This is a genomic window from Marinovum sp. J2-8, from assembly GCF_055808435.1.
Window position 1 is genome coordinate 330,266 of record NZ_JBVVRZ010000001.1, and the last position, 19,782, is coordinate 350,047.

A 19,782-nucleotide genomic window follows, 5' to 3' on the forward strand; every position below is an offset into this window, starting at 1 on the left:
AACGGGTAGATCCCATTCAGGAGACAGTCACGTGGAACTCATTATCAGCCTTTTGTCCGGCGCGGTTGGCGGCAACGTCGCGGGCAAGCTTCTCGGCAAACTTGATCAGGGTATGCTCATCAACTCGATTTCCGGCATTGTCGGTGGCGGTCTTGGCGGGACGCTTTTGTCGATGATTGGCGCGCCGGATGCCGCTGGTGCAGCGGGCGAAATGGCCGGTTTGGACATTGGTGCGCTTCTGGGCCAAGTGGCCGGCGGCGGTGTCGGTGGTGGCGTGGTGCTGGCCATTGTCGGCGCGGTCAAGAACATGATGGCGAAATAACCAGCGTCCGGGGCGTTCAAACCCCATCACAGGCGGCGGGTGCCCTCCCCCAGGGCAGCCGCCACTTGTGTCCCTCTGTCGGCTTCAGTAGGAAGAAGCAAAGGCGCAATGGGGGATATATGGCACAAGACGATCCCAAAACACTGGTCTCGACCGATTGGCTGGCACAGCATCTGAAGGACCCGGATCTTCGTATTCTGGATGCGTCGTGGCATTTGCCCGACGCCGGGCGCGATGCACGTGCCGAATATGACGCGAGCCATATTCCCGGCGCGCGATCTTTGACATCGAGGAAATCTCTGATGCTCGGTCCGATTTGCCGCATATGGTGCCGCCGGTCGAAAAATTCATGTCGCGGATGCGCGCGCTTGGCGTCGGCGACGGCCATCAGGTTGTGGTCTATGACAGCGTCGGTTTGTTCTCGGCCGCCCGTGTGTGGTGGCTGTTCCGGTTGATGGGACAGGACAATATCGCGGTGCTGGATGGTGGTCTGGCGAAATGGACCGCCGAGGGCCGTGCGACCGAAGATATGCCGCCGGTGATCCGCGACCGGCACATGACGGTGCGGGTGCAAAACGCCCTGCTGCGCGACGTGACCCAGGTGTCCGCCGCCGCGAAATTGCAAAGTCATGCGATTGTTGATGCCCGCGGTGCGGCGCGGTTCCGTGGCGACAGCCCCGAACCCCGCGAGGGCCTGCGGGCCGGGCATATTCCCGGCGCGCGCAATGTGCCCTATGCCAGCCTGCTGAACGCGGACGGCACGATGAAATCCCCGCAAGAGACCCGCGCATTGTTCGAAGCGGCGGGTGTCGATCTGGACAAACCGGTCATCACCACCTGTGGCTCTGGCGTGACGGCGGCGATCCTGTCGCTGGCGCTGGAACGCATGGGCAAGACCGACCATTCGCTTTATGACGGGTCATGGGCGGAATGGGGCCAATTTCCCACAGTGCCCGTAGCCACCGGAGAGGCCTGAGACCATGCTGACCAACCTTCAAGAAATGCCCGCCGACAAAATTCTGGCGCTGATGAAGATGTACAAGGACGACCCGCGCCCGCACAAGGTCGATCTGGGTGTCGGCGTTTACAAGGACGCTTCTGGCAAAACCCCGATCTTTGGCGCGATCAAGGCGGCGGAAAAGCTGCTTTGGGAACGGGAAGACACCAAATCCTATGTCGGGCTGATCGGTGATCCGGCTTACAAGGATGCGATGGCGGATCTGATCCTGGGGGATGCGGTGCCTGCGGCGCATATTGCCGGGGCGGCAACGCCCGGCGGCACTGGCGCGGTGCGCAATTGTTTCGAACTGGCGCGTATGGCCAACCCGGATGTGCGTGTCTTTACCTCGGATCCGACCTGGCCGAACCATTTGTCGATCCTGAAATTCATGGGGTTGCCCAATGTCGAATACCGCTATTTCGACAGCGAAACCGGCGGCGTTGATTTTGACGGCATGCTCGAAGATCTGGCGCAGGCCAGCCCGGGCGATCTGGTGCTGTTGCATGGCTGCTGTCACAACCCGACCGGGGCCAACCTGAACCTGACCCAATGGCAGGCGGTGATTGACCTGCTGCTGAAAACCGGCGCGACCCCGATGATCGACATCGCCTATCAGGGCTTTGGCGATGGGCTGCAAGAGGATGCCGCTGGCGTGCGGCTGGTGGCAAAATCGGTGCCGGAGCTGCTGATCGCGGCGTCCTGTTCCAAGAATTTCGGCATCTATCGGGAACGGGCCGGGCTGGCGATGGCGATCAGCAATGATCCGGCGCGGCGCGACATTCACCAAGGTGCGTTGGCGCATCTCAACCGGCAGAACTATTCCTTCCCGCCGGACCACGGCACCCGGTTGGTGACCATGGTGCTTACGGATGAAAAACTGCGCGCCGACTGGATGGCGGAACTGGAAGACATTCGTTTGGGCATGCTGACGCTGCGCGAAAGCCTTGCCCGGGCCCTGCAAGAGGCCTCTGGCTCTGACCGCTTCGGGTTCCTGGCGGAGCATCGCGGCATGTTCTCGCGCTTGGGGACATCGCCCGACATGGTGCAGAAACTGCGCGAAGATCACGCAATCTATATGGTCGGGGACAGCCGGATGAATATTGCCGGGTTGAACGCCCAGACGGTGCCGGTGCTGGCCAAGGCGATTGTCGATACTGGCATCTGAACACGGTTCACAAATGATATGACAGGCCGCTCTGAGAAGGGCGGCCTTTTTCGTTGCGGCCCCCATGGCGCGCGCCCCGTGCGCCATGATGCGGCAATCTGTGCGTTGCGGATGCAGGGTGGCGGCGCTACCGTTGAGCTGTCTCGCCCCGCCTTGCACAGCATCCGGGACAGACCCCAATGAAATTTGCATGACTGGCTTGTCCGATGAAGCCCAAGATTTTCACAACTCTGCGGAGCTATGATCGCCCGCAATTTGGCAGTGACGTTGCCGCCGGCATTACGGTGGCCATGGTGGCCCTGCCGCTGAGTATTGCGATTGCCATCGCCTCCGGTGCCGGGCCGGAAAAGGGTCTTATCACCGCGATTGTCGGCGGGCTTTTGATTTCCATGCTGGGCGGCAGCCGGGTTCAGATCGGCGGCCCCACTGGCGCATTTATCGTTGTGGTGTTCGGGGTGATTGCCGAACACGGGTATGACGGGCTTGTGCTTGCGACGTTCATGGCGGGGATCATCATGTTGGTCGCGGGCTATTTGCGGGCTGGCAATCTGGTGGCCTATGTTCCCGAACCGGTGGTCAACGGGTTCACGCTTGGCATTGCGGTGATCATTGCGGCCAGCCAGATCAAGGATCTGTTTGGCGTGTCCATCGCAGAAGACCCGGCGGAATTTCTGGCCAAGATCGAGGCCTTGTGGGCCGCCCGTGACAGCGCAAATTTCGCCGCCTTTCTCATCGGGCTTGTCACGATGGTTCTGATCGTGGTGCTGCGCGGCTCGCGCCGAAATTTCCCGGATTGATTCTGGCCGTCGGGGCGACATCGGCGATTGTGGCGCTGGCCCAGCTGCCGGTGGATAGTTTGTATTCCCGCTTTGGGGCCTTGCCAAATACCCTGCCTCTGCCGGCCATTCCGGCCATCACGCTGGAACGGGTGGTAGAGCTGTTGCCGTCGGCCTGTGTCATCGCCTTTTTGGCCGGAATTGAATCGCTGTTGTCGGCAATGGTGGCGGACAAGATGATCGACGGGCACCACCGACCCAATGCCGAGGTGCTGGCGCAGGGCTATGCCAATATTGGCTCCGCGCTGTTTGGTGGCCTGCCCGCGACCGGGGCCATTGCGCGCACCGCAACCAATATTCGCGCCGGGGGGCGGACGCCCGTGGCGGGGATCGTGCATGCGGTGACCATCTTGCTGGTCATGCTGCTGGCCGCACCATTGGCCGGTTATCTGGCGATGCCAGCGCTGGCCGGGTTGCTGATCCTGACCGCCTGGAACATGAGCGAGCCGCATAAATGGCGGGGCTATCTACAGGAACGGCGATCAGATCAGTTCTTGTTGCTTCTGACCATGGTGCTGACCGTGTTTGCGGACCTCACCATTGCGATTGGCGTTGGGGTCGCTCTCGGGCTTGCCCTGCGCCTCAGACGGCGCAAGGTGCCGCCATCGGATTGGACACCCCGAGAGCGTTGATATTCGCAGACGTCAGTTCGACCGCCCACCGCCAAACAGATCGCGCAGAACCTGTTCCAGCACAGTATCGGGGCCATTGCCCGCCGAGGGGCGGCGCTGCGTTTGTTGCGGGTTTTGCGGCTCTGGGGCCGGGGCGGGGCGCGCCGGTATCTTCATCGGCAATTCCCGCACCGGCAGTCCCTTGTGCACGCGCACCATGGTTTCGTGCCAGATTTCGGCCGGAAGACCGCTGCCTGTCACCCCGGTCAGCGGGGTGTTGTCGTCATAGCCCATCCAGACCCCGGCGACGTAATCCGCAGTGAAGCCGATGAACCACGCGTCACGCGCGGCTTGGGTTGTGCCGGTCTTGCCCGCAGCGGGGCGATCGGGCAGGGCGGCACGGCGTCCCGATCCTTCGGACACCACTTTTTCCATCATATAGATCAGCGATTCTGCCGCCTCTTTCTGGATCACCCGTTCGCCGATGCCGCCGGTGGTGTCCATCAAGGGCGTATCGTCGCCCAGCAGCTTCAGCTCGACCAATCCATAAGGCGTGACCGAAGACCCGCCGTTGAGGATGCCGGCATAGGCCCCGACCATTTCGATCAAAGTGGCCTCCGATGCGCCAAGCGCCATCGCCGGGCTGTCGGCCAATGCGCTTTCGATGCCAAAGTCCCGCGCCACTTTCTGCACCAGATCCCGGCCCAGTGACTTCTGATATTTTCACCGCCGGAATGTTCAAGGACCTTTTGAGCGCCTCGGTAAGCGTCACCTGACCTTTGTAATCCTTGGTGTAATTCTTTGGGCACCATTCGCCGGAACCGGGGATGTTCATGCAGAACGGTTCGTCGCGGATCGTGTCCAGCGGCGAATAGCCCATTTCCATTGCGGTGGCATAGACAAAGGGTTTGAAGGACGACCCGGTCTGGCGCTTGGCCTGGGACGCGCGGTTGAACACGCCAGAAACCTTGGTCCGGCGCCCGCCCACCATGGCGCGCACGGCGCCATCGGCAGACATCACCACAATGGCCGCCTGCGCCTTTGATCCTTCGCGCACCTTGTTTTCAAAAATAAAGGTCATCGCATCTTCGGCCGCCTTCTGGATGCGTTGATCCATCGTCGTGCGGATAATGACGTCTTCGGTGGTGTTGCGGGTAAAGAATTCCGGCCCTGACGACATGACCCAATCGGCGAAATATCCGCCGGCCTCGGCCTCGGCGGCATCTGACAGGACGGCGGGGTTTGCCTGTGCATCCTGGGCCTGTGCGGCGGTCAGGTAATCCTGTTCCTCCATCAGACGAATGACCGTAGCGGCCCGCCGCTGCGAGCGTTCCAGATTGTTGGTCGGGGCATAGCGCGAGGGGGCCACCAACAGGCCGGCCAACATCGCGGCCTCTGCCGGTGCGACCTCATTCGCGGATTTGCCGAAATAGCGTTGGCTTGCGGCTTCGAACCCGCGCGATCCTTCGCCCAGAAAGGCCCGGTTGAGATAGATGGTCAGGATCTCGTCCTTGGAGTATTTGACCTCCATCGCAATGGCATAAGTCGCCTCTTTGATCTTGCGCCAGAGCGAACCTTCGCGGCATTCCGCTTCATAGGCGCGTTCGCTCTTCCAATCCTGTTCGTTATAGGGCGTGCCAAGGCAGAGCAGTTTTGCGGTCTGCTGGGTGATGGTCGACCCGCCATGGCCGGACAACGGGCCGCGCCCCTCGCTCAGGTTGATGCGCACCGCGCTGGCAATGCCACGGGGGCTGACGCCGAAATGGCGGTAAAACCGTTTGTCTTCGGTCGCGACCACGGCATTGCGCAGATGCGGCGATACCGTTTTGGCATCAATCGCGCCGCCGAATTGCTGGCCGCGCCATGCAAACACCGCGCCACTGTTATCCAGCATGGTGACCGAGCCGCGTGCGCGCCCGTCGAGAAGCTCCTGCACCGGCGGCAGGGTCGCGTTGTAGTAATAGACCCCGATGCCCACCAGAAGCGCAATCACCGCTGTCACGGTCACGCCAATGCGCACCACCAACCGCACAATCCAACGCAGGAACATCGCCAGATACCCGATCGGACCACGCCGCACCGGTTTACGGCGCGCGGCGGGACGTTTCTTTTTCGGGGCCAGGCTTCTTGGGCGCGGTGGTTTTCTTGCGTGCGGTGCTCGGCCCCTTGGAGGGATAGCGTTTGTCCGCTCTCAATCGCGGCTTACGACCGCTGGAATCACTCATCTCACTGACCTGCTCGGGTTTTTGGCTTTTTCCGTAAAATAGCCCTTTCTGGCCTTGTTGTAGAGGGCGGTGCCGCACAGTTGTAATTTATTTATCGTCTAATTTTTGTGCGAAGACCTGCATTTGTGCAAAAATTGTGCAAATGGCGCGGAAATCGCCGCCTATTTTGGCGTCAAAACCTTCCCGTTTGGGGTGTTCCGCCGCTTTTCTGCGGTTGCGAAATCCGCAGGCCCGACCTGCTAACTGACAGGCCCGGCCTGCATACCGAAAGGGAAGAACGTGAAACTCATCATTGCAACAATCAAGCCGTTCAAGCTTGAAGAGGTTCGCGAGGCGCTGACTGGCATCGGTGTACGCGGCATGATGGTGACCGAGATCAAGGGCTTCGGCTCCCAGTCCGGGCACACCGAGATTTACCGCGGCGCGGAATACGCGGTGAACTTCGTTCCAAAGATCAAACTCGAAATCGTCGTGTCGGCCGCCATGACCGACCAGGTTGTCGAAACCATCACCAAAACCGCCCAAACCGGAAAAATCGGTGACGGCAAGATTTTCGTGCTCGATGTGGCACAGGCCGTGCGCGTGCGCACCGGTGAAACCAACGAAGACGCGCTGTAAGCGGGCGTCCCCGGACAAACAAGGGAAACGGAAATATGAAACTTCTCAAGACACTAGCCCCGGTGGCCGCACTTGTTGTGCTGCCCAGCCTTGGGCTCGCTCAGGACGAGGGTCCGGTGGCAGGTGTGAACGCCTCAACCGACAGCGTCTTCATCTTCAACTCGTTGCTGTTCCTCATCGGCGGCTTCCTTGTGTTCTGGATGGCCGCGGGCTTTGCCATGCTCGAAGCGGGCCTTGTGCGTTCCAAAAACGTTACGATGCAGCTGACCAAGAACATTGCGCTGTTTTCGTTGGCCGCGATTGCCTATTACCTGATTGGCTACAACTTGATGTATCCCTTGGGCACATGGTCGATTGATGGCATCCTGTCCGGCGTCTGGGGCCCCGGTGTTCTTGAGGCAGTGGGCGTCAGCGCGGCAGATGCCGATGATTACGGCTATGCGTCGACCGGGTCTGACTTCTTCTTCCAGCTGATGTTCTGTGCGACCACTGCGTCGATCGTGTCGGGCACATTGGCCGAACGTATCAAGCTTTGGCCGTTCCTTTTCTTCGTGATCATCCTGACCGCGATTATCTATCCGCTGCAGGCGTCGTGGAAATGGGGCGGTGGCTTCCTTGATGCGATGGGTTTCCTTGATTTCGCCGGTTCCACAGTTGTGCACTCGGTTGGTGGCTGGGCCGCTCTGGCTGGCGCGCTGATCCTTGGGCCGCGTATCGGCAAATATTCCAAAGAAGGCCGGACTATCCCGATCCCGGGCTCGAACCTGTCGCTTGCCACTCTGGGTACGTTTATCCTTTGGCTCGGTTGGTTTGGTTTCAATGGTGGCTCGCAGCTGGCCATGGGCACAGTCGGTGACGTTGCAGACGTAAGCCGCATCTTTGCCAACACCAACACCGCTGCTGCGGGTGGCGCGATTGCCGCTCTGATCCTGACCCAGTTGCTGTACAAGAAACCGGACCTGACCATGGTGCTGAACGGCGCGCTGGCTGGCCTGGTGTCGATCACAGCAGAGCCGCTGACCCCGACCCTGGGTTCCGCAACTCTGATCGGTGCTGTCGGTGGTGTGATCGTGGTCTTCGCGGTTCCGTTCCTCGACAAGCTGAAGATTGACGATGTTGTTGGCGCGATCCCGGTTCACCTGTTCGCTGGTATCTGGGGCACACTCGCGGTTGTTCTGACCAACGGTGACGCATCCATCGGCACACAGCTCTATTCGATCCTGGTTGTTGGTATCTTTACCTTCGTTGTATCGGGCGTCGTCTGGTTCATCCTCAAGGCCACCGTGGGCATCCGCGTCGGCGAGGAAGAAGAGATCACCGGTCTCGACATGGCTGAGCTGGGCATGGAAGCATACCCAGAGTTCTCCAAGGGCTGATCTCAGCCGACCAATGGTCTGAGAAATACAGTTTGCGAAGGCCCGGATGGAAACGTCCGGGCCTTTTCTTTGTCTCTCGCAGAATCAAATGCGGATATGCTAGGTTTTGCGGCATGAAGGACCAGACCCCCAATATCCGCGACCGTGAGGCCCCAATCATCCGCCAGCTGGATGAGGCCGCAGTCAATCGAATTGCCGCAGGCGAGGTGGTCGAACGCCCCGCGTCGGCGGTCAAGGAGCTGGTGGAAAACGCACTGGATGCCGGGGCCACACGGATAGAGATCGACATTGCCGGCGGCGGTAAATCGCTGATCCGGGTGCGCGACAATGGCTGTGGCATGACCGCCGAACAATTGCCGCTGGCCTTGTCACGTCATGCCACGTCCAAGATCGACGGCAGTGATCTGCTCAACATTCACTCCTTTGGATTCCGGGGCGAGGCGCTGCCGTCGCTTGGTGCGGTCGGTCGTTTGACCATCACTTCGCGTGCGGCGGGGGCGGATGCGGCGGTGATCCATGTCGAGGGCGGCAATCCCGCACCGGTCAAACCCGCCGCCTGTAATCGCGGCACCACGGTCGAGCTGCGCGATCTGTTTTTTGCCACGCCGGCGCGGCTGAAATTTCTGCGCAGTGACCGGGCCGAAACACAGGCGATTTCCGACGTCGTCAAGCGGCTTGCCATGGCGGAACCCTTTGTCGGTTTCACCCTGCGCGACGTGACCGGCGACAAAGAGCGCGTCAGCTTTCGCGCGGATCCGCAATCCGGCGACTTGTTCGACGCGCTGAACGGCCGTCTGACCCAGATCCTGGGACGAGAGTTCAGCGAAAACGCCGTGCCGCTGGATGCGGAGCGCGAGGGGTTGCACCTGACCGGTTTTGCCGCTCTGCCGACCTATTCGCGCGGCTCGGCGGTGGCGCAATACATGTTCGTCAATGGCCGCCCGGTGCGGGACAAGCTGTTCTATGGCGCGCTGCGTGGGGCCTATGCCGATTTCCTGTCGCGTGACCGGCATCCGGCGGTGGCGCTGTTCCTCGATTGTGATCCACATCTGGTGGATGTGAACGTGCATCCGGCCAAGAGCGAGGTCCGCTTTCGCGATCCCGGTCTGGCACGCGGGTTGATTGTGTCGGGCTTGCGCCATGCGCTGGCCGATGCCGGGCATCGTGCCTCGACCACTGTGGCCGGGGCCACGCTTGGGGCGATGCGCCCCGAAGTGGTCGAACCGCGTGTCTATCAAATGGATCGGCCCAGCGCGGGTGCGCGCAATGCATCCTATCAGGCGCAATCGCCGGGATTTGCCGATTTGGCCACCAGCTATAGCGCGCGGGTCGAACCCTTTTACGGTCCCGACCTCAGCCCCGATCATAACGCTGCCCACAGCGATGCAGGTCCACATGGGCCCGACGCGCGGTCACAGCAGGCGCCGCAGTCCTTGTCGCAGTCTCCCCTGCCACAGTCCCTACCACTGGGCGCAGCGCGGGCGCAGGTGCATGAAAACTACATCATCGCGCAAACCGAAGCCGGCATCGTCATTGTCGATCAACATGCCGCGCATGAACGTCTGGTCTATGAACGGCTAAAGCGGCAGGCGGCGGAAAATGGCATTGCGGCGCAGGCGCTTTTGATCCCCGAGGTGGTCGACCTTTCTGACACCGATTGCGCCCTGCTTTTGGAACATGTGGATGCGCTGCGCGAGCTTGGCCTTTCGGTCGAACCTTTTGGCGGTGGCGCAGTGGCCATTCGCGAAACCCCGGCCATTCTGGGCGAGGTCAACGGCGAAGCGCTGTTGCGTGACATCCTGGATGAACTGCACGACCTTGGCCAATCGGCACAGCTCAAGGATCGGATCGATGCCATCCTGAGCCGTGTCGCCTGTCACGGTTCGATCCGGTCGGGACGGCGGATGCAGGCGGATGAAATGAACGCGCTGTTGCGCGACATGGAGGCGACGCCGCATTCCGGGCAATGCAACCATGGCCGGCCCACCTATGTGGAATTGAAACTCAGCGATATTGAAAGATTGTTTGGCCGCACATGATCCAGATTGGCGACGCCGCATTTACCCTCAGTGACCCATTGGCGCTGGCCGCTTTGGCCGGGCTGTTGCTGATCATTGCTGTCTTTTGGTTGTTGATCGTGGCGGTCCGGGCCGCCGGTCGCACCGCCCGCATGACCGAGCCGCTGGCGCATCAAATGGGAACGCTGGGCCAGCGGGTGCAGGCGCTGGGCGATGGGCAAGAGCGGCTCTCTGGCGGGTTGCATCACGTCAGCGAGGCGCAGGCCCAGAGCCAGATCAAGATGTTGCAGATGATGGAGCAGCGGCTGGCGCAGGTTCAACAGCAGATGAGCGAGAACCTGCACGGCTCTGCCCGCCGCACCGCCCACAGTCTTGGTGAATTGCAGGAACGGCTGACCGCCATCGACAAGGCACAGGACAATATCACCAAATTGTCCGGCGATGTGCTGTCCTTGCAGGACATCCTGTCGAACAAACAGACGCGCGGGGCCTTTGGCGAGATCCAGTTGAACGACATCGTGTCCAAGGCGCTGCCGTCGGACAGCTATACCCTGCAAGCGACGCTGTCGAACGGCAAGCGGGTCGATTGTCTTATCCATCTGCCCAACCCGCCGGGGCCGATTGCCATCGACAGCAAATTTCCGCTGGAGGCCTATGAGGCCCTGCGCAACGCCGACAGCCCGGAACGGTTACAGCGCGCGGCAACCCAGCTGCGCCAAAGCCTGCGCAAACATATCAAGGATATTTCCGAGCGTTATATCCTCGACGGTGAAACCGCCGATGGCGCGTTGATGTTCCTGCCGTCCGAGGCGGTTTACGCCGAGCTGCACGCAAATTTCCCCGAAGTGGTGCGCGACGGTTTTGCCGCGCGGGTCTGGATCGTGTCGCCGACCACCTGCATGGCGACGTTGAACACCATGCGCGCGATCCTGAAAGACGCCCGGATGCGGGAACAGGCCGGGGCGATCCGCAAGGAATTGAGCCTGTTGTTTGGTGATGTCGAACGGCTGGGCACGCGGGTTGAAAACCTCGACCGGCATTTTGGTCAGGCGGCCAAGGATATCGCCGAAATCAAGATCAGTTCCGACAAGGCCGGGCGTCGTGCCCGGCGGCTGGACAATTTCGATTTCGAAGAACTGGCACCAGAGGCTGAGGCAAACGTGGTGCCGCTGGCCAAGACCTGAGCGCGCTATTTTTCGCGCGGCGGGGTGGATTTATAGAGCGGCAGCTGCCAGCCAAACCGCAGGCTGCCAGCGCGCAAGATCCAGGTTATGATCGCGCAGCCCAACAAGCGGATTTCCGATGGAAATCCGAGTTCCAGCAAAATCAACGCCGTCGACGATCCGGCCAGCGCTGCGGTGGCGTATAATTCGCCCTGGCGCAGGATCACCGGCACCTCATTGGCGACCACATCGCGCATCAAACCGCCGAAACATCCCGTCGTGACCCCCATGATCACCACAATTGTGGTCGGCTGGTCCAGCGCGATGGCCACGCCCGTGCCCGCCGCAACGGCGACCGCCAGGGCAAAACTGTCGAGCCAGATCAGCAGCCGCAGGCGGCTTTCGACCAGATGGGCCGAAAAATAGACCGTGATGGCGGCGGCAACGGCGATCAGGATCACACCGGGATCCGCCATCCAGAAAACCGGATTGCGATCCAGCAACAGGTCGCGCACCGTTCCGCCGCCCACGGCCGTCAAACAGGCGAGAAAGGCAAAGCCGATGATGTCCAACTGAGCGCGTGACGCAGCCAGCGCGCCGGTCAGGGCAAAGACAAACACCGATGCGTAATCCAGAAGTGTCAGGATCATGGTTGGCCCCATTGCTGTGCGCGGTTCACGATTTTTCCTTGAACGGTGCCATTCCTTCGCGCGCCAATTCGTCCGCGCGTTCGTTTTCGGGATGGCCCGCATGGCCCTTGACCCATTGCCATGTCACATCATGGCGCGCCTGTGCCGTATCCAGTCGTTGCCACAGTTCGACATTCTTGACCGGTTTCTTGGCCGCGGTTTTCCAGCCGTTTTTCTTCCAGCCAAAGATCCAGGAGGTCACGCCGTTTTTGACATATGCGCTGTCGGTCACCACGGTTATTGTTGACGCCCGTTCCAGCGCCTCCAGAGCGTGGATCGCGGCCAGCAGTTCCATCCGGTTGTTGGTGGTCATGGCTTCGCCGCCTTTCAGCGTGCGTTCCTTGACCACTTTGTCGCCGTCCCGGGCCAACATCAGCGCACCCCAGCCGCCAGGGCCGGGATTGCCGGAACAGGCACCGTCGGTATAGGCAAAAAGATCGGGCATGATGGGCATCCTTGGATTGCGTTGGTGCCACATCGCAAAGCCTGCGCATGGTTGCAAGGGGAGAGGGGCCGGCCCCCTCGGCCTTTGGCCTCACCCCCGGGATATTTTTGGTCAGATGAATTGGCGGATTGGGTGAGCGGTCAGCTGGGTCCATGGTGTGGGAGTTCGGGCCTTGCCGGAGCCGGCCATGGAACAATCAGGCGCGATCCAGCGCCAAACGCCCGGCCAGCAGGGCAAAGACCGCCGCAAAGGACCGGTTGAGCCAGGTCATCACCCGGTCAGATCCGAGGATCGCCTGACGTGCGGCGGCGGCGAAACTGCCGTAAAGCGCAAAGACCGCGAGGGTCAGCGCCATGAACACCCCGCCCAGGATGGCGATTTCCAGGGTTGCTGTGCCGGGTGTGCCAGAGAGGAACGGCGGCAGCAGTGCCAGAAAGAAAATCGACAGTTTCGGGTTCAGCGCGTTGATGAGAATACCCCGCCAGGCGATGTGAGGGCCGGACTCGGTCCTTTCGCGGGCGCGGATCTGTAGTGCGCCGCCTGAACGTAAGGATTGCCAGGCCAGCCACAAGAGATAGGCCACCCCGGCATATTTCACTAGATTGAACAGCAAGGCCGAAGAATGCAGCACCGCCGCAAGCCCCGCCGCCGCCGCCAAAAGGGCAGGCAAGATCCCCAGCGTACAGCCAAGTGCCGCCCAGAGCGCGGACCGCCGCCCCTGACCCAGGCCGATGGCAATCGTGTAGATCACACCGGTGCCGGGGGCGAGTACGACAACAAGCGCGGTGAGCAAAAACTGAAGGCTGAGCATCTTGATCTATCCCCGATCGTTCCGGCGCAGATCAGGTCAGGCGAGGGCAGCTGTGTCAACCCATGTGACGGGCTGTTCGGGGGACATCCAGAACACGGGCGCCTCTGCGGTGGCATCGACCGTCAGCACCCCCATGGCATCCAGCCCGCCCAGCACGGAATCCACCGCTATGGTGGCCAGAATGATGCCCATCACCCGGCTTATGACACTGGCGCCGGTGTTGCCGATCAGGCGGTGGATGGCGCTTGCCGCCAGAAGCAGGACCAGCGTGAAGGCCAGCACAAGGATCAGCAGGCCGGCGGTGATGATCTGGTCGGTCAGCGGTTCGGTGTGATTGTCGGTCAGGACCACAATCGCCAGCATCGCCCCCGGCGAGGCGATGGACGGCATGGCCAATGGAAAGACCGCCGACGCAAGATGGTCGCGGCAGGCCTCTTCGATTTCGCGGTTCGGTTTGGAATCGCCGAATATCATCGTCATGGCAAACAGGAACAAAATGATGCCGCCGGCAATCTGGAACGAACCAAGCCGCAGGCCAAGGGTTTCCAGAATGACCTGACCGGCCGCCAGAAACACCAACAGCACCAGCGTGGCGATCACGATGGCGCGTATGGCAAAGCTGCGGTGCAGCGCACGGGGCACGGATTGTACGGCAAACAGATAGACCGGGATTGTGCCGACAGGGTCGATCACCACAACCAAGGTTACCAATTCGCGGATCAGGTCATTCCAGTTCATTACTCTCTTTCTGATTGGGGGGTGGCGTGACGTCAGGCCGGTTGGCGCAAGACACGCGGGACTTTGAATTCGACATTTTCCTGCGCGGTTTCAACCTGTTCCACCGTGACATCATAACGTGCGCGAAAGGCGTCAATCACCTCGTTCACCAAAACCTCGGGGGCAGAGGCCCCGGCGGTGATGCCAATGCTGGAAATCCCGTCCAGCGCCCGCCAGTCGATGTCGCTGGCGCGTTGCACCAGTTGCGAATAGGCACAGCCCGCGCGAGAGCCGACCTCGACCAGACGGCGGGAATTCGATGAATTCGGCGCGCCGACCACCAGCATGGCGTCGCATTTTGCCGCCATGGCCTTGACCGCCTCCTGGCGGTTGGTGGTGGCGTAACAGATGTCTTCCTTGTGCGGTCCGACGATGGCCGGGAACCGGGTGTTGAGCGCGGCAACGATATCGGCGGTGTCATCAACCGACAGGGTGGTCTGGGTGACAAAGGCCAATTTGGCGGGATCGCGCACCTCGACGGTGGCCACATCCGCCACGGTTTCCACCAAAAGAACCTCACCCTCGGGCAATTGTCCCATGGTGCCGATGGTTTCGGGGTGGCCGGCATGGCCGATCATGATCATTTGCAGGCCGTTTTCGGCGTGGCGCTGTGCCTCGATGTGGACTTTGCTGACCAGGGGGCAGGTGGCATCGACATAGATCATCTCGCGCGCCTCGGCCGCGGCCGGAACCGATTTCGCCACACCATGGGCGGAAAAGATCACTGGGCGGTCATCCGGGCATTCTGCCAGATCTTCGACAAACACTGCGCCCTTGTCGCGCAGGTCATCAACGACGTATTTGTTGTGCACGATCTCGTGGCGGACATAGACCGGCGCGCCCCATTTGGTCAGCGCCATTTCGACGATCTTGATGGCCCGGTCGACACCGGCGCAAAAACCGCGCGGCGCGGCAAGATACAGGGTCAGGGGCGATGTATGGGTCATGGCGGTCTCCGGTGTGCAGGGTCGGGGTACTGCTTTGTGCGGCTTGCGTCCAGTGATCGGGGCCATTCGGTGGCGGGATCACGCTGCGGTGATTTGACCTTCCCCTGTTGGAAGGTCTGACCGAGGGGGAATGTAGGCCAGTGTGGTCAAAAGAGGTGCAAAATGAAAATCAAAATGGCAACGGTGATGGTCTGTGTGGCGGGTATCGCAGGGGCAGAGACACGTCCAGAAGATGCAGCCGGTCTTTTCCCCTATTGGGACGCGATGGCGGTATCCCGTGGTGCTTTGCTTTATGACGAAAACTGCTCTGCCTGTCATGGGGCCAATTTGCAGGGCGAGGCCGACTGGCGGTCACGCAACAAGGACGGGTCGTTTCGTGCGCCGCCGCATGATGCCACGGGGCATACCTGGCATCATGCCGATGAACAGCTGTTTGCAATCACCAAATTCGGAACCGAGGTGGTGACCGGCGGGGCCATGGCCACCGACATGGTCGGGTTTCAGGATGTCCTGAGCGATGATGATATCCTGGCCGTTTTGGCCTTTATCAAATCCCGATGGCCGCAAAAGATCATTGCGCGTCACAATGCAATGAACCGGCGGCTCGAGGCGGCACAATAACCGCAGGCCCAAAAACCGAAGGCCCAAAAAACCGCAGGCCCGTTTGCCGGGCTGTCGTGGGGGGCAGAGAGCGGTGGCCCGTAGGGCCATCGTGAGGACCAGAGGAGTGGGTGGTCGTGGTGGTCGGCAGCGTTTTGCAGGTCCGGTGTAAAAAACACACTGTCAAAGCATCCTGTCGAAACGTCGCGTCCAAAACTTTGTGCCGCATAAAGCCGTCACCGCATCGCAACAAAACGCGATCGGTTTCCGCCTACGGCGCTGGTTCAGACCGCAGCGGCGGCGTGTTCAGCGTGTTCTTCCATCGGTTCACGCGGTGGGCGGCCAATCACGTCGCGCAACCCGTCGAGCTCGATGAAATTATCCGCCTGGCGGCGCAATTCATCGGCAATCATCGGGGGTTGGCTGCGAATGGTGGAGACCACCGAAACCCGAACGCCCTGGCGTTGCAGGCTTTCGACCAAAGGCCGGAAATCACCGTCACCAGAAAACAACACGATATGATCAACCCGCGAAGCAAGCTCCATGGCATCAACCGCAAGTTCGATGTCCATATTGCCTTTGACTTTCCGGCGGCCCTGGCTGTCGGTGTATTCCTTGGCCGGTTTGGTGACCATGGTGAACCCGTTATAGTGCAGCCAGTCGACCAAGGGCCGGATGGGTGAATATTCTTCGTTTTCCAGCAATGCAGTGTAGTAAAACGCGCGCAATAACTTGCCCCGTCTGACGAATTCCTGCCGAAGAAGTTTGTAGTCGATGTCGAACCCAAGTGCCTTGGCGGCTGCATAAAGATTGGATCCGTCAATGAACAGCGCGAGCCGTTCGTCCTTGTAAAACATAAAATGCCCTTCCAATAATTAGGCTCTGGCCCGCGGTGTGAGTGAAATTTTGCGGGAGAGCCATCTATAAGGGTAGTGGAAAACCGCCGTGCTGCAAGAGAGCGATGATAAAAATGGCGCTTTTCAGCGCAACTATCACGGGAAGTTGGGCTTTATTTCGCTTGGTGCGAACTTGCCTTTAGGGAAGGATTCGCCACAAAAGAGTATCGAAACTGCCATTTCCCGTTTACAGGCGCGCGATTTGGTGATTCGCGCGCAAAGCCGATTTTTCGCAACACCCTGCTTTCCGCCCGGTGCCGGGCCCGACTATGTCAACGCGGCGATTGCCGTTGACTGGTTGGGCGCACCAGAGGCTTTGTTGCAGCTTTTGCATGAGGTCGAAGCGGAATTTGGCCGCGAGCGGGACCAGCGATGGGGGATGCGAACCCTTGATCTTGACCTTATCGCGCTGGGTGCGCAGGTCGCACCCGACGATACAACCTGGGGGCGATGGCGTGATCTGACCCTGCAAGAGCAGATGCAATTGGCCCCGGACCAGTTGATCCTGCCCCATCCCCGCATTCAGGACCGGGCCTTTGTCTTGGTGCCATTGATGGATATTGCGCCGGATTGGGTGCATCCGGTTCTGGGCCGCAGTGTTGCGGAAATGACTGCGGATTTGCCCGTCGCCGAGGTGGCAGATGTCAAACCTCTGTGAGCCGCGACAAATTGCGAGCCGCCTGTTGGAAAACCTGCTTGTCAAGCCTTTTGATCCGCTTTAAGACCTACACCTTCTGACAGAACTCGGCAGACGGAGATTCCCAATGGCCCGCGTGACGGTCGAAGATTGCGTTGATAAGGTTCCCAACCGGTTTGAACTGGTGATGCTTGCCGCCCATCGGGCGCGCGAGGTGTCGGCCGGTGCTGCCATTACCGTGGATCGCGACAACGACAAGAACCCCGTTGTCTCGCTGCGCGAGATCGCTGAAGAAACCCAAAGCGCCGACGAGCTGCGGGAACGGATGATCGAAAGCAACCAGACCCAGATCGAGGTGGACGAACCCGAAGAGGACGCCATGGCGTTGCTTATGGGGGCAGAACCCGACAAGCCGCAGGACGACGATATGTCCGAGGAAAAATTGTTGCGGGCGTTGATGGAAGCGCAAGGCCAGGGGTAACCCCGGCCAGCGTTTGGGGCAGGCGATGATTTCAGCTGACGATCTGGTCGCGCTTGTCCACAATTACAATCCGAAGACCAATAAATCCCTGATCCGCGCGGCCTATGATTATGGCCGCGAGATGCATGAGGGCCAGTTCCGCCACTCTGGCGAACCTTATTTCAGCCATCCGGTTGCGGTTGCCGCGCTTTTGACCGAGCAGCGACTGGATGATGCGACCATCGTGACCGCGCTTTTGCACGACACGATCGAAGACACCAAAGGCACATTCAACCAGATCAGCGGCAAATTCGGCGAAGAGATCGCTGTGCTGGTCGATGGTGTGACCAAGCTGACCAACCTGCAACTGTCGTCGACCCAGACCAAGCAGGCGGAAAACTTCCGCAAGCTGTTCATGGCGATGTCCCGCGATTTGCGGGTCATTCTGGTCAAACTGGCCGACCGGCTGCACAACATGCGCACGATCAAGGCGATGCGCCCGGAAAAGCAGGTGCAGAAGGCCCGCGAAACCATGGATATCTATGCACCGCTGGCCGGGCGCATGGGGATGCAATGGATGCGGGACGAGCTGGAGGATCTGGCGTTCTCTGTGCTGAACCCCAAGGGCCGCGCCAGCATCATCCGCCGTTTCATCACCCTGCAAAAGGAAACCGGCGATGTGATCCATCGGATCACCAGCGACATGCGCGCCGAGTTTGACAAGGCCGAGATCGAGGCCCAGGTGTTTGGCCGCGCCAAGAAACCCTATTCGATCTGGCGTAAGATGCAGGAAAAAGAGATGGGTTTTTCCCGTCTGTCCGACATCTATGGCTTTCGTATCATCACCGATACCGAGGCCGATTGTTATGCCGCGCTGGGCGCGATCCATCAACGCTGGCGCGCTGTGCCGGGCCGGTTCAAGGATTATATCAGCCAGCCGAAATCCAACGGCTATCGCTCGATCCACACCACGGTGTCGGGACGCGATGGCAAACGGGTCGAGGTTCAGATCCGCACCCGCCAGATGCACGATGTGGCCGAAACCGGCGTTGCCGCGCATTGGTCCTATCGCGATGGTGTGCGCAGTGAAAACCCCTTTGCCGTCGATCCGGCGAAATGGATTTCCTCGCTGACCGAACAATTTCAGGATGACGAGGATCACGAGGATTTTCTCGAAGCGGTCAAGCTTGAGATGTATTCGGATCAGGTGTTTGTCTTTTCGCCCAAGGGCGACGTGATCAAGCTGCCGCGCGGTGGCACACCGCTGGATTTTGCCTATGCGATCCACACCCGGATCGGTCATGCCTGTGTCGGGGCCAAGGTTGACGGGCTGCGCGTGCCGCTCTGGACCCGGCTGAAGAACGGCCAGTCGGTCGAGATCATCACCGCCGATGGGCAAGCCCCGCAGGCAACCTGGCTGGATATTGCCATCACCGGCAAAGCCAAAAGCGCGATCCGCCGTGCCCTGCGCGAACAGGACCGGGAACGGTTTGTGCGTTTGGGCCGGGAACTGGCGCGCGCCGCGTTTGAACATGTGGGCCGCAAGGCCAAGGACAAGGTGCTGGAAACCGCCGCCCGCAACCTGCGGTTGGACGATGCGGAAACGCTTCTGGCGCGGCTGGGTTCAGCCGAGCTGACGTCGCGCGCGGTGGTCGAGGCCGTCTATCCCGATCTGGTGACCGAAGACGGGGACGAAATTGACCGCAAGCGCGCGGTGATCGGCCTTGAAAACGGCCAGAGCTTTCGGCGCGCACCCTGTTGCCAGCCGCTGCCGGGGGAGCGGATAGTTGGCATCACATATCGGGGTCAGGGCGTGGTTGTGCATGCGATTGATTGCGAAAAACTGGCCGAATACGAAGAACAGCCAGAGCGTTGGCTGGACCTGCATTGGCAGGAAGGCAAACACCCGGCGGCCTATGCGGTGACACTGGACATCACGATGAGCAATGATGCCGGCGTGCTGGGACGAATTTGCACATTGATCGGTGGGCACAAGGCGAATATCTCGGATCTTGAGTTTATGGACCGGAAACCGGATTATTATCGCCTGCATATCAACACCGAACTGCGCGACGCCGAACATCTGCATTCTCTGATCACCGCGCTGGAAGCGGAAAGTGATGTTGCCCAGGTCGCTCGCGTGCGAGAAGTCACTCCGATCGCCTCCCGAGCCGAAGCAAGCTGAA

At 60.5% G+C, this 19,782-nt stretch carries 16 protein-coding genes and 3 pseudogenes; 12 read left to right on the forward strand and 7 right to left on the reverse strand.

Annotated elements, in window-relative coordinates; genetic code table 11:
• Window positions 1-31 precede the first annotated feature (31 nt).
• From AC0L4F_RS01645 to AC0L4F_RS01660, 4 genes and pseudogenes are all read left to right on the forward strand, one after another.
• Window positions 32-322 carry a hypothetical protein gene (locus tag AC0L4F_RS01645; RefSeq protein ID WP_244684504.1) on the forward strand — a complete coding sequence of 97 codons (291 nt, stop codon included), beginning with the start codon at window positions 32-34 and terminating at the stop codon, window positions 320-322.
• Between the two features lie 119 nt (window positions 323-441).
• A pseudogene (gene sseA / locus AC0L4F_RS01650) lies at window positions 442-1,298 on the forward strand (3-mercaptopyruvate sulfurtransferase).
• A gap of 4 nt (window positions 1,299-1,302) precedes the next feature.
• Window positions 1,303-2,487: an amino acid aminotransferase gene (locus AC0L4F_RS01655; RefSeq protein ID WP_244684506.1), complete on the forward strand. Its 1,185-nt coding sequence runs from the start codon at window positions 1,303-1,305 to the stop codon at window positions 2,485-2,487.
• 290 nt (window positions 2,488-2,777) lie between these two features.
• Window positions 2,778-3,955: pseudogene (locus AC0L4F_RS01660) on the forward strand (SulP family inorganic anion transporter).
• Window positions 3,956-3,967: 12 nt separating this feature from the next.
• Here the strand turns inward: AC0L4F_RS01660 and AC0L4F_RS01665 are convergent.
• Window positions 3,968-6,110: pseudogene (locus AC0L4F_RS01665) on the reverse strand (transglycosylase domain-containing protein).
• Between the two features lie 328 nt (window positions 6,111-6,438).
• Here AC0L4F_RS01665 and AC0L4F_RS01670 point away from each other — a divergent pair.
• The 4 genes from AC0L4F_RS01670 to AC0L4F_RS01685 all read left to right on the forward strand — a co-directional run bounded on the left by AC0L4F_RS01670 (window position 6,439) and on the right by AC0L4F_RS01685 (window position 11,355).
• Window positions 6,439-6,777 (forward strand): P-II family nitrogen regulator, encoded by a 339-nt coding sequence (locus tag AC0L4F_RS01670; RefSeq protein ID WP_244684508.1) that lies wholly within the window; start codon window positions 6,439-6,441, stop codon window positions 6,775-6,777.
• Window positions 6,778-6,812: 35 nt separating this feature from the next.
• A complete protein-coding gene (locus tag AC0L4F_RS01675) occupies window positions 6,813-8,153 on the forward strand; it encodes an ammonium transporter (protein ID WP_244684510.1) in 1,341 nt (446 codons plus the stop codon).
• 113 nt (window positions 8,154-8,266) lie between these two features.
• Window positions 8,267-10,192, forward strand: coding sequence for a DNA mismatch repair endonuclease MutL (mutL, locus tag AC0L4F_RS01680; protein WP_244684512.1), 1,926 nt, complete (start codon window positions 8,267-8,269; stop codon window positions 10,190-10,192).
• Window positions 10,189-11,355 (forward strand): DNA recombination protein RmuC, encoded by a 1,167-nt coding sequence (locus AC0L4F_RS01685; protein ID WP_244684514.1) that lies wholly within the window; start codon window positions 10,189-10,191, stop codon window positions 11,353-11,355. The genes mutL and AC0L4F_RS01685 overlap by 4 nt, the downstream gene beginning before the upstream one ends.
• Window positions 11,356-11,360: 5 nt before the next feature.
• Here AC0L4F_RS01685 and AC0L4F_RS01690 read toward each other — a convergent pair whose 3' ends face one another.
• The 5 genes from AC0L4F_RS01690 to ispH all read right to left on the reverse strand — a co-directional run bounded on the left by AC0L4F_RS01690 (window position 11,361) and on the right by ispH (window position 15,003).
• Complete coding sequence (locus AC0L4F_RS01690; RefSeq protein ID WP_244684516.1) at window positions 11,361-11,984, reverse strand: trimeric intracellular cation channel family protein; 624 nt, start codon at window positions 11,982-11,984, stop codon at window positions 11,361-11,363.
• A gap of 25 nt (window positions 11,985-12,009) precedes the next feature.
• Window positions 12,010-12,468 (reverse strand): ribonuclease HI, encoded by a 459-nt coding sequence (rnhA, locus tag AC0L4F_RS01695; RefSeq protein ID WP_244684519.1) that lies wholly within the window; start codon window positions 12,466-12,468, stop codon window positions 12,010-12,012.
• Window positions 12,469-12,664: 196 nt separating this feature from the next.
• Complete coding sequence (locus AC0L4F_RS01700; RefSeq protein WP_244684521.1) at window positions 12,665-13,279, reverse strand: LysE family translocator; 615 nt, start codon at window positions 13,277-13,279, stop codon at window positions 12,665-12,667.
• A 36-nt stretch (window positions 13,280-13,315) separates the two neighbouring features.
• The gene (locus AC0L4F_RS01705) at window positions 13,316-14,017 is read right to left on the reverse strand and encodes a MarC family protein (protein ID WP_244684523.1); all 702 of its coding nucleotides are present in this window, start codon (window positions 14,015-14,017) and stop codon (window positions 13,316-13,318) included.
• Window positions 14,018-14,049: 32 nt separating this feature from the next.
• On the reverse strand, window positions 14,050-15,003 hold the full coding sequence (ispH, locus tag AC0L4F_RS01710) for a 4-hydroxy-3-methylbut-2-enyl diphosphate reductase (RefSeq protein WP_244684525.1): 954 nt from the start codon (window positions 15,001-15,003) through the stop codon (window positions 14,050-14,052).
• Window positions 15,004-15,165: 162 nt separating this feature from the next.
• On the opposite strand from ispH, the gene AC0L4F_RS01715 reads away from it, so the two are divergent.
• Entirely contained in the window at window positions 15,166-15,624 is a 459-nt protein-coding gene (locus AC0L4F_RS01715; RefSeq protein ID WP_244684542.1) for a c-type cytochrome, read from the forward strand.
• 263 nt (window positions 15,625-15,887) lie between these two features.
• On the opposite strand, the gene AC0L4F_RS01720 is transcribed toward AC0L4F_RS01715, so the two are convergent.
• Entirely contained in the window at window positions 15,888-16,460 is a 573-nt protein-coding gene (locus tag AC0L4F_RS01720) for a LabA-like NYN domain-containing protein (RefSeq protein WP_244684544.1), read from the reverse strand.
• 145 nt (window positions 16,461-16,605) lie between these two features.
• Here AC0L4F_RS01720 and folK point away from each other — a divergent pair, with 145 nt between their 5' ends.
• The 3 genes from folK to AC0L4F_RS01735 all read left to right on the forward strand — a co-directional run bounded on the left by folK (window position 16,606) and on the right by AC0L4F_RS01735 (window position 19,781).
• The gene (gene folK, locus AC0L4F_RS01725; RefSeq protein ID WP_244686301.1) at window positions 16,606-17,157 is read left to right on the forward strand and encodes a 2-amino-4-hydroxy-6-hydroxymethyldihydropteridine diphosphokinase; all 552 of its coding nucleotides are present in this window, start codon (window positions 16,606-16,608) and stop codon (window positions 17,155-17,157) included.
• 106 nt (window positions 17,158-17,263) lie between these two features.
• Window positions 17,264-17,617 carry a DNA-directed RNA polymerase subunit omega gene (gene rpoZ / locus AC0L4F_RS01730; RefSeq protein WP_244684555.1) on the forward strand — a complete coding sequence of 118 codons (354 nt, stop codon included), beginning with the start codon at window positions 17,264-17,266 and terminating at the stop codon, window positions 17,615-17,617.
• Between the two features lie 25 nt (window positions 17,618-17,642).
• Complete coding sequence (locus AC0L4F_RS01735) at window positions 17,643-19,781, forward strand: RelA/SpoT family protein (protein ID WP_244684557.1); 2,139 nt, start codon at window positions 17,643-17,645, stop codon at window positions 19,779-19,781.
• The last annotated feature ends 1 nt before the right edge of the window (window position 19,782 follow it).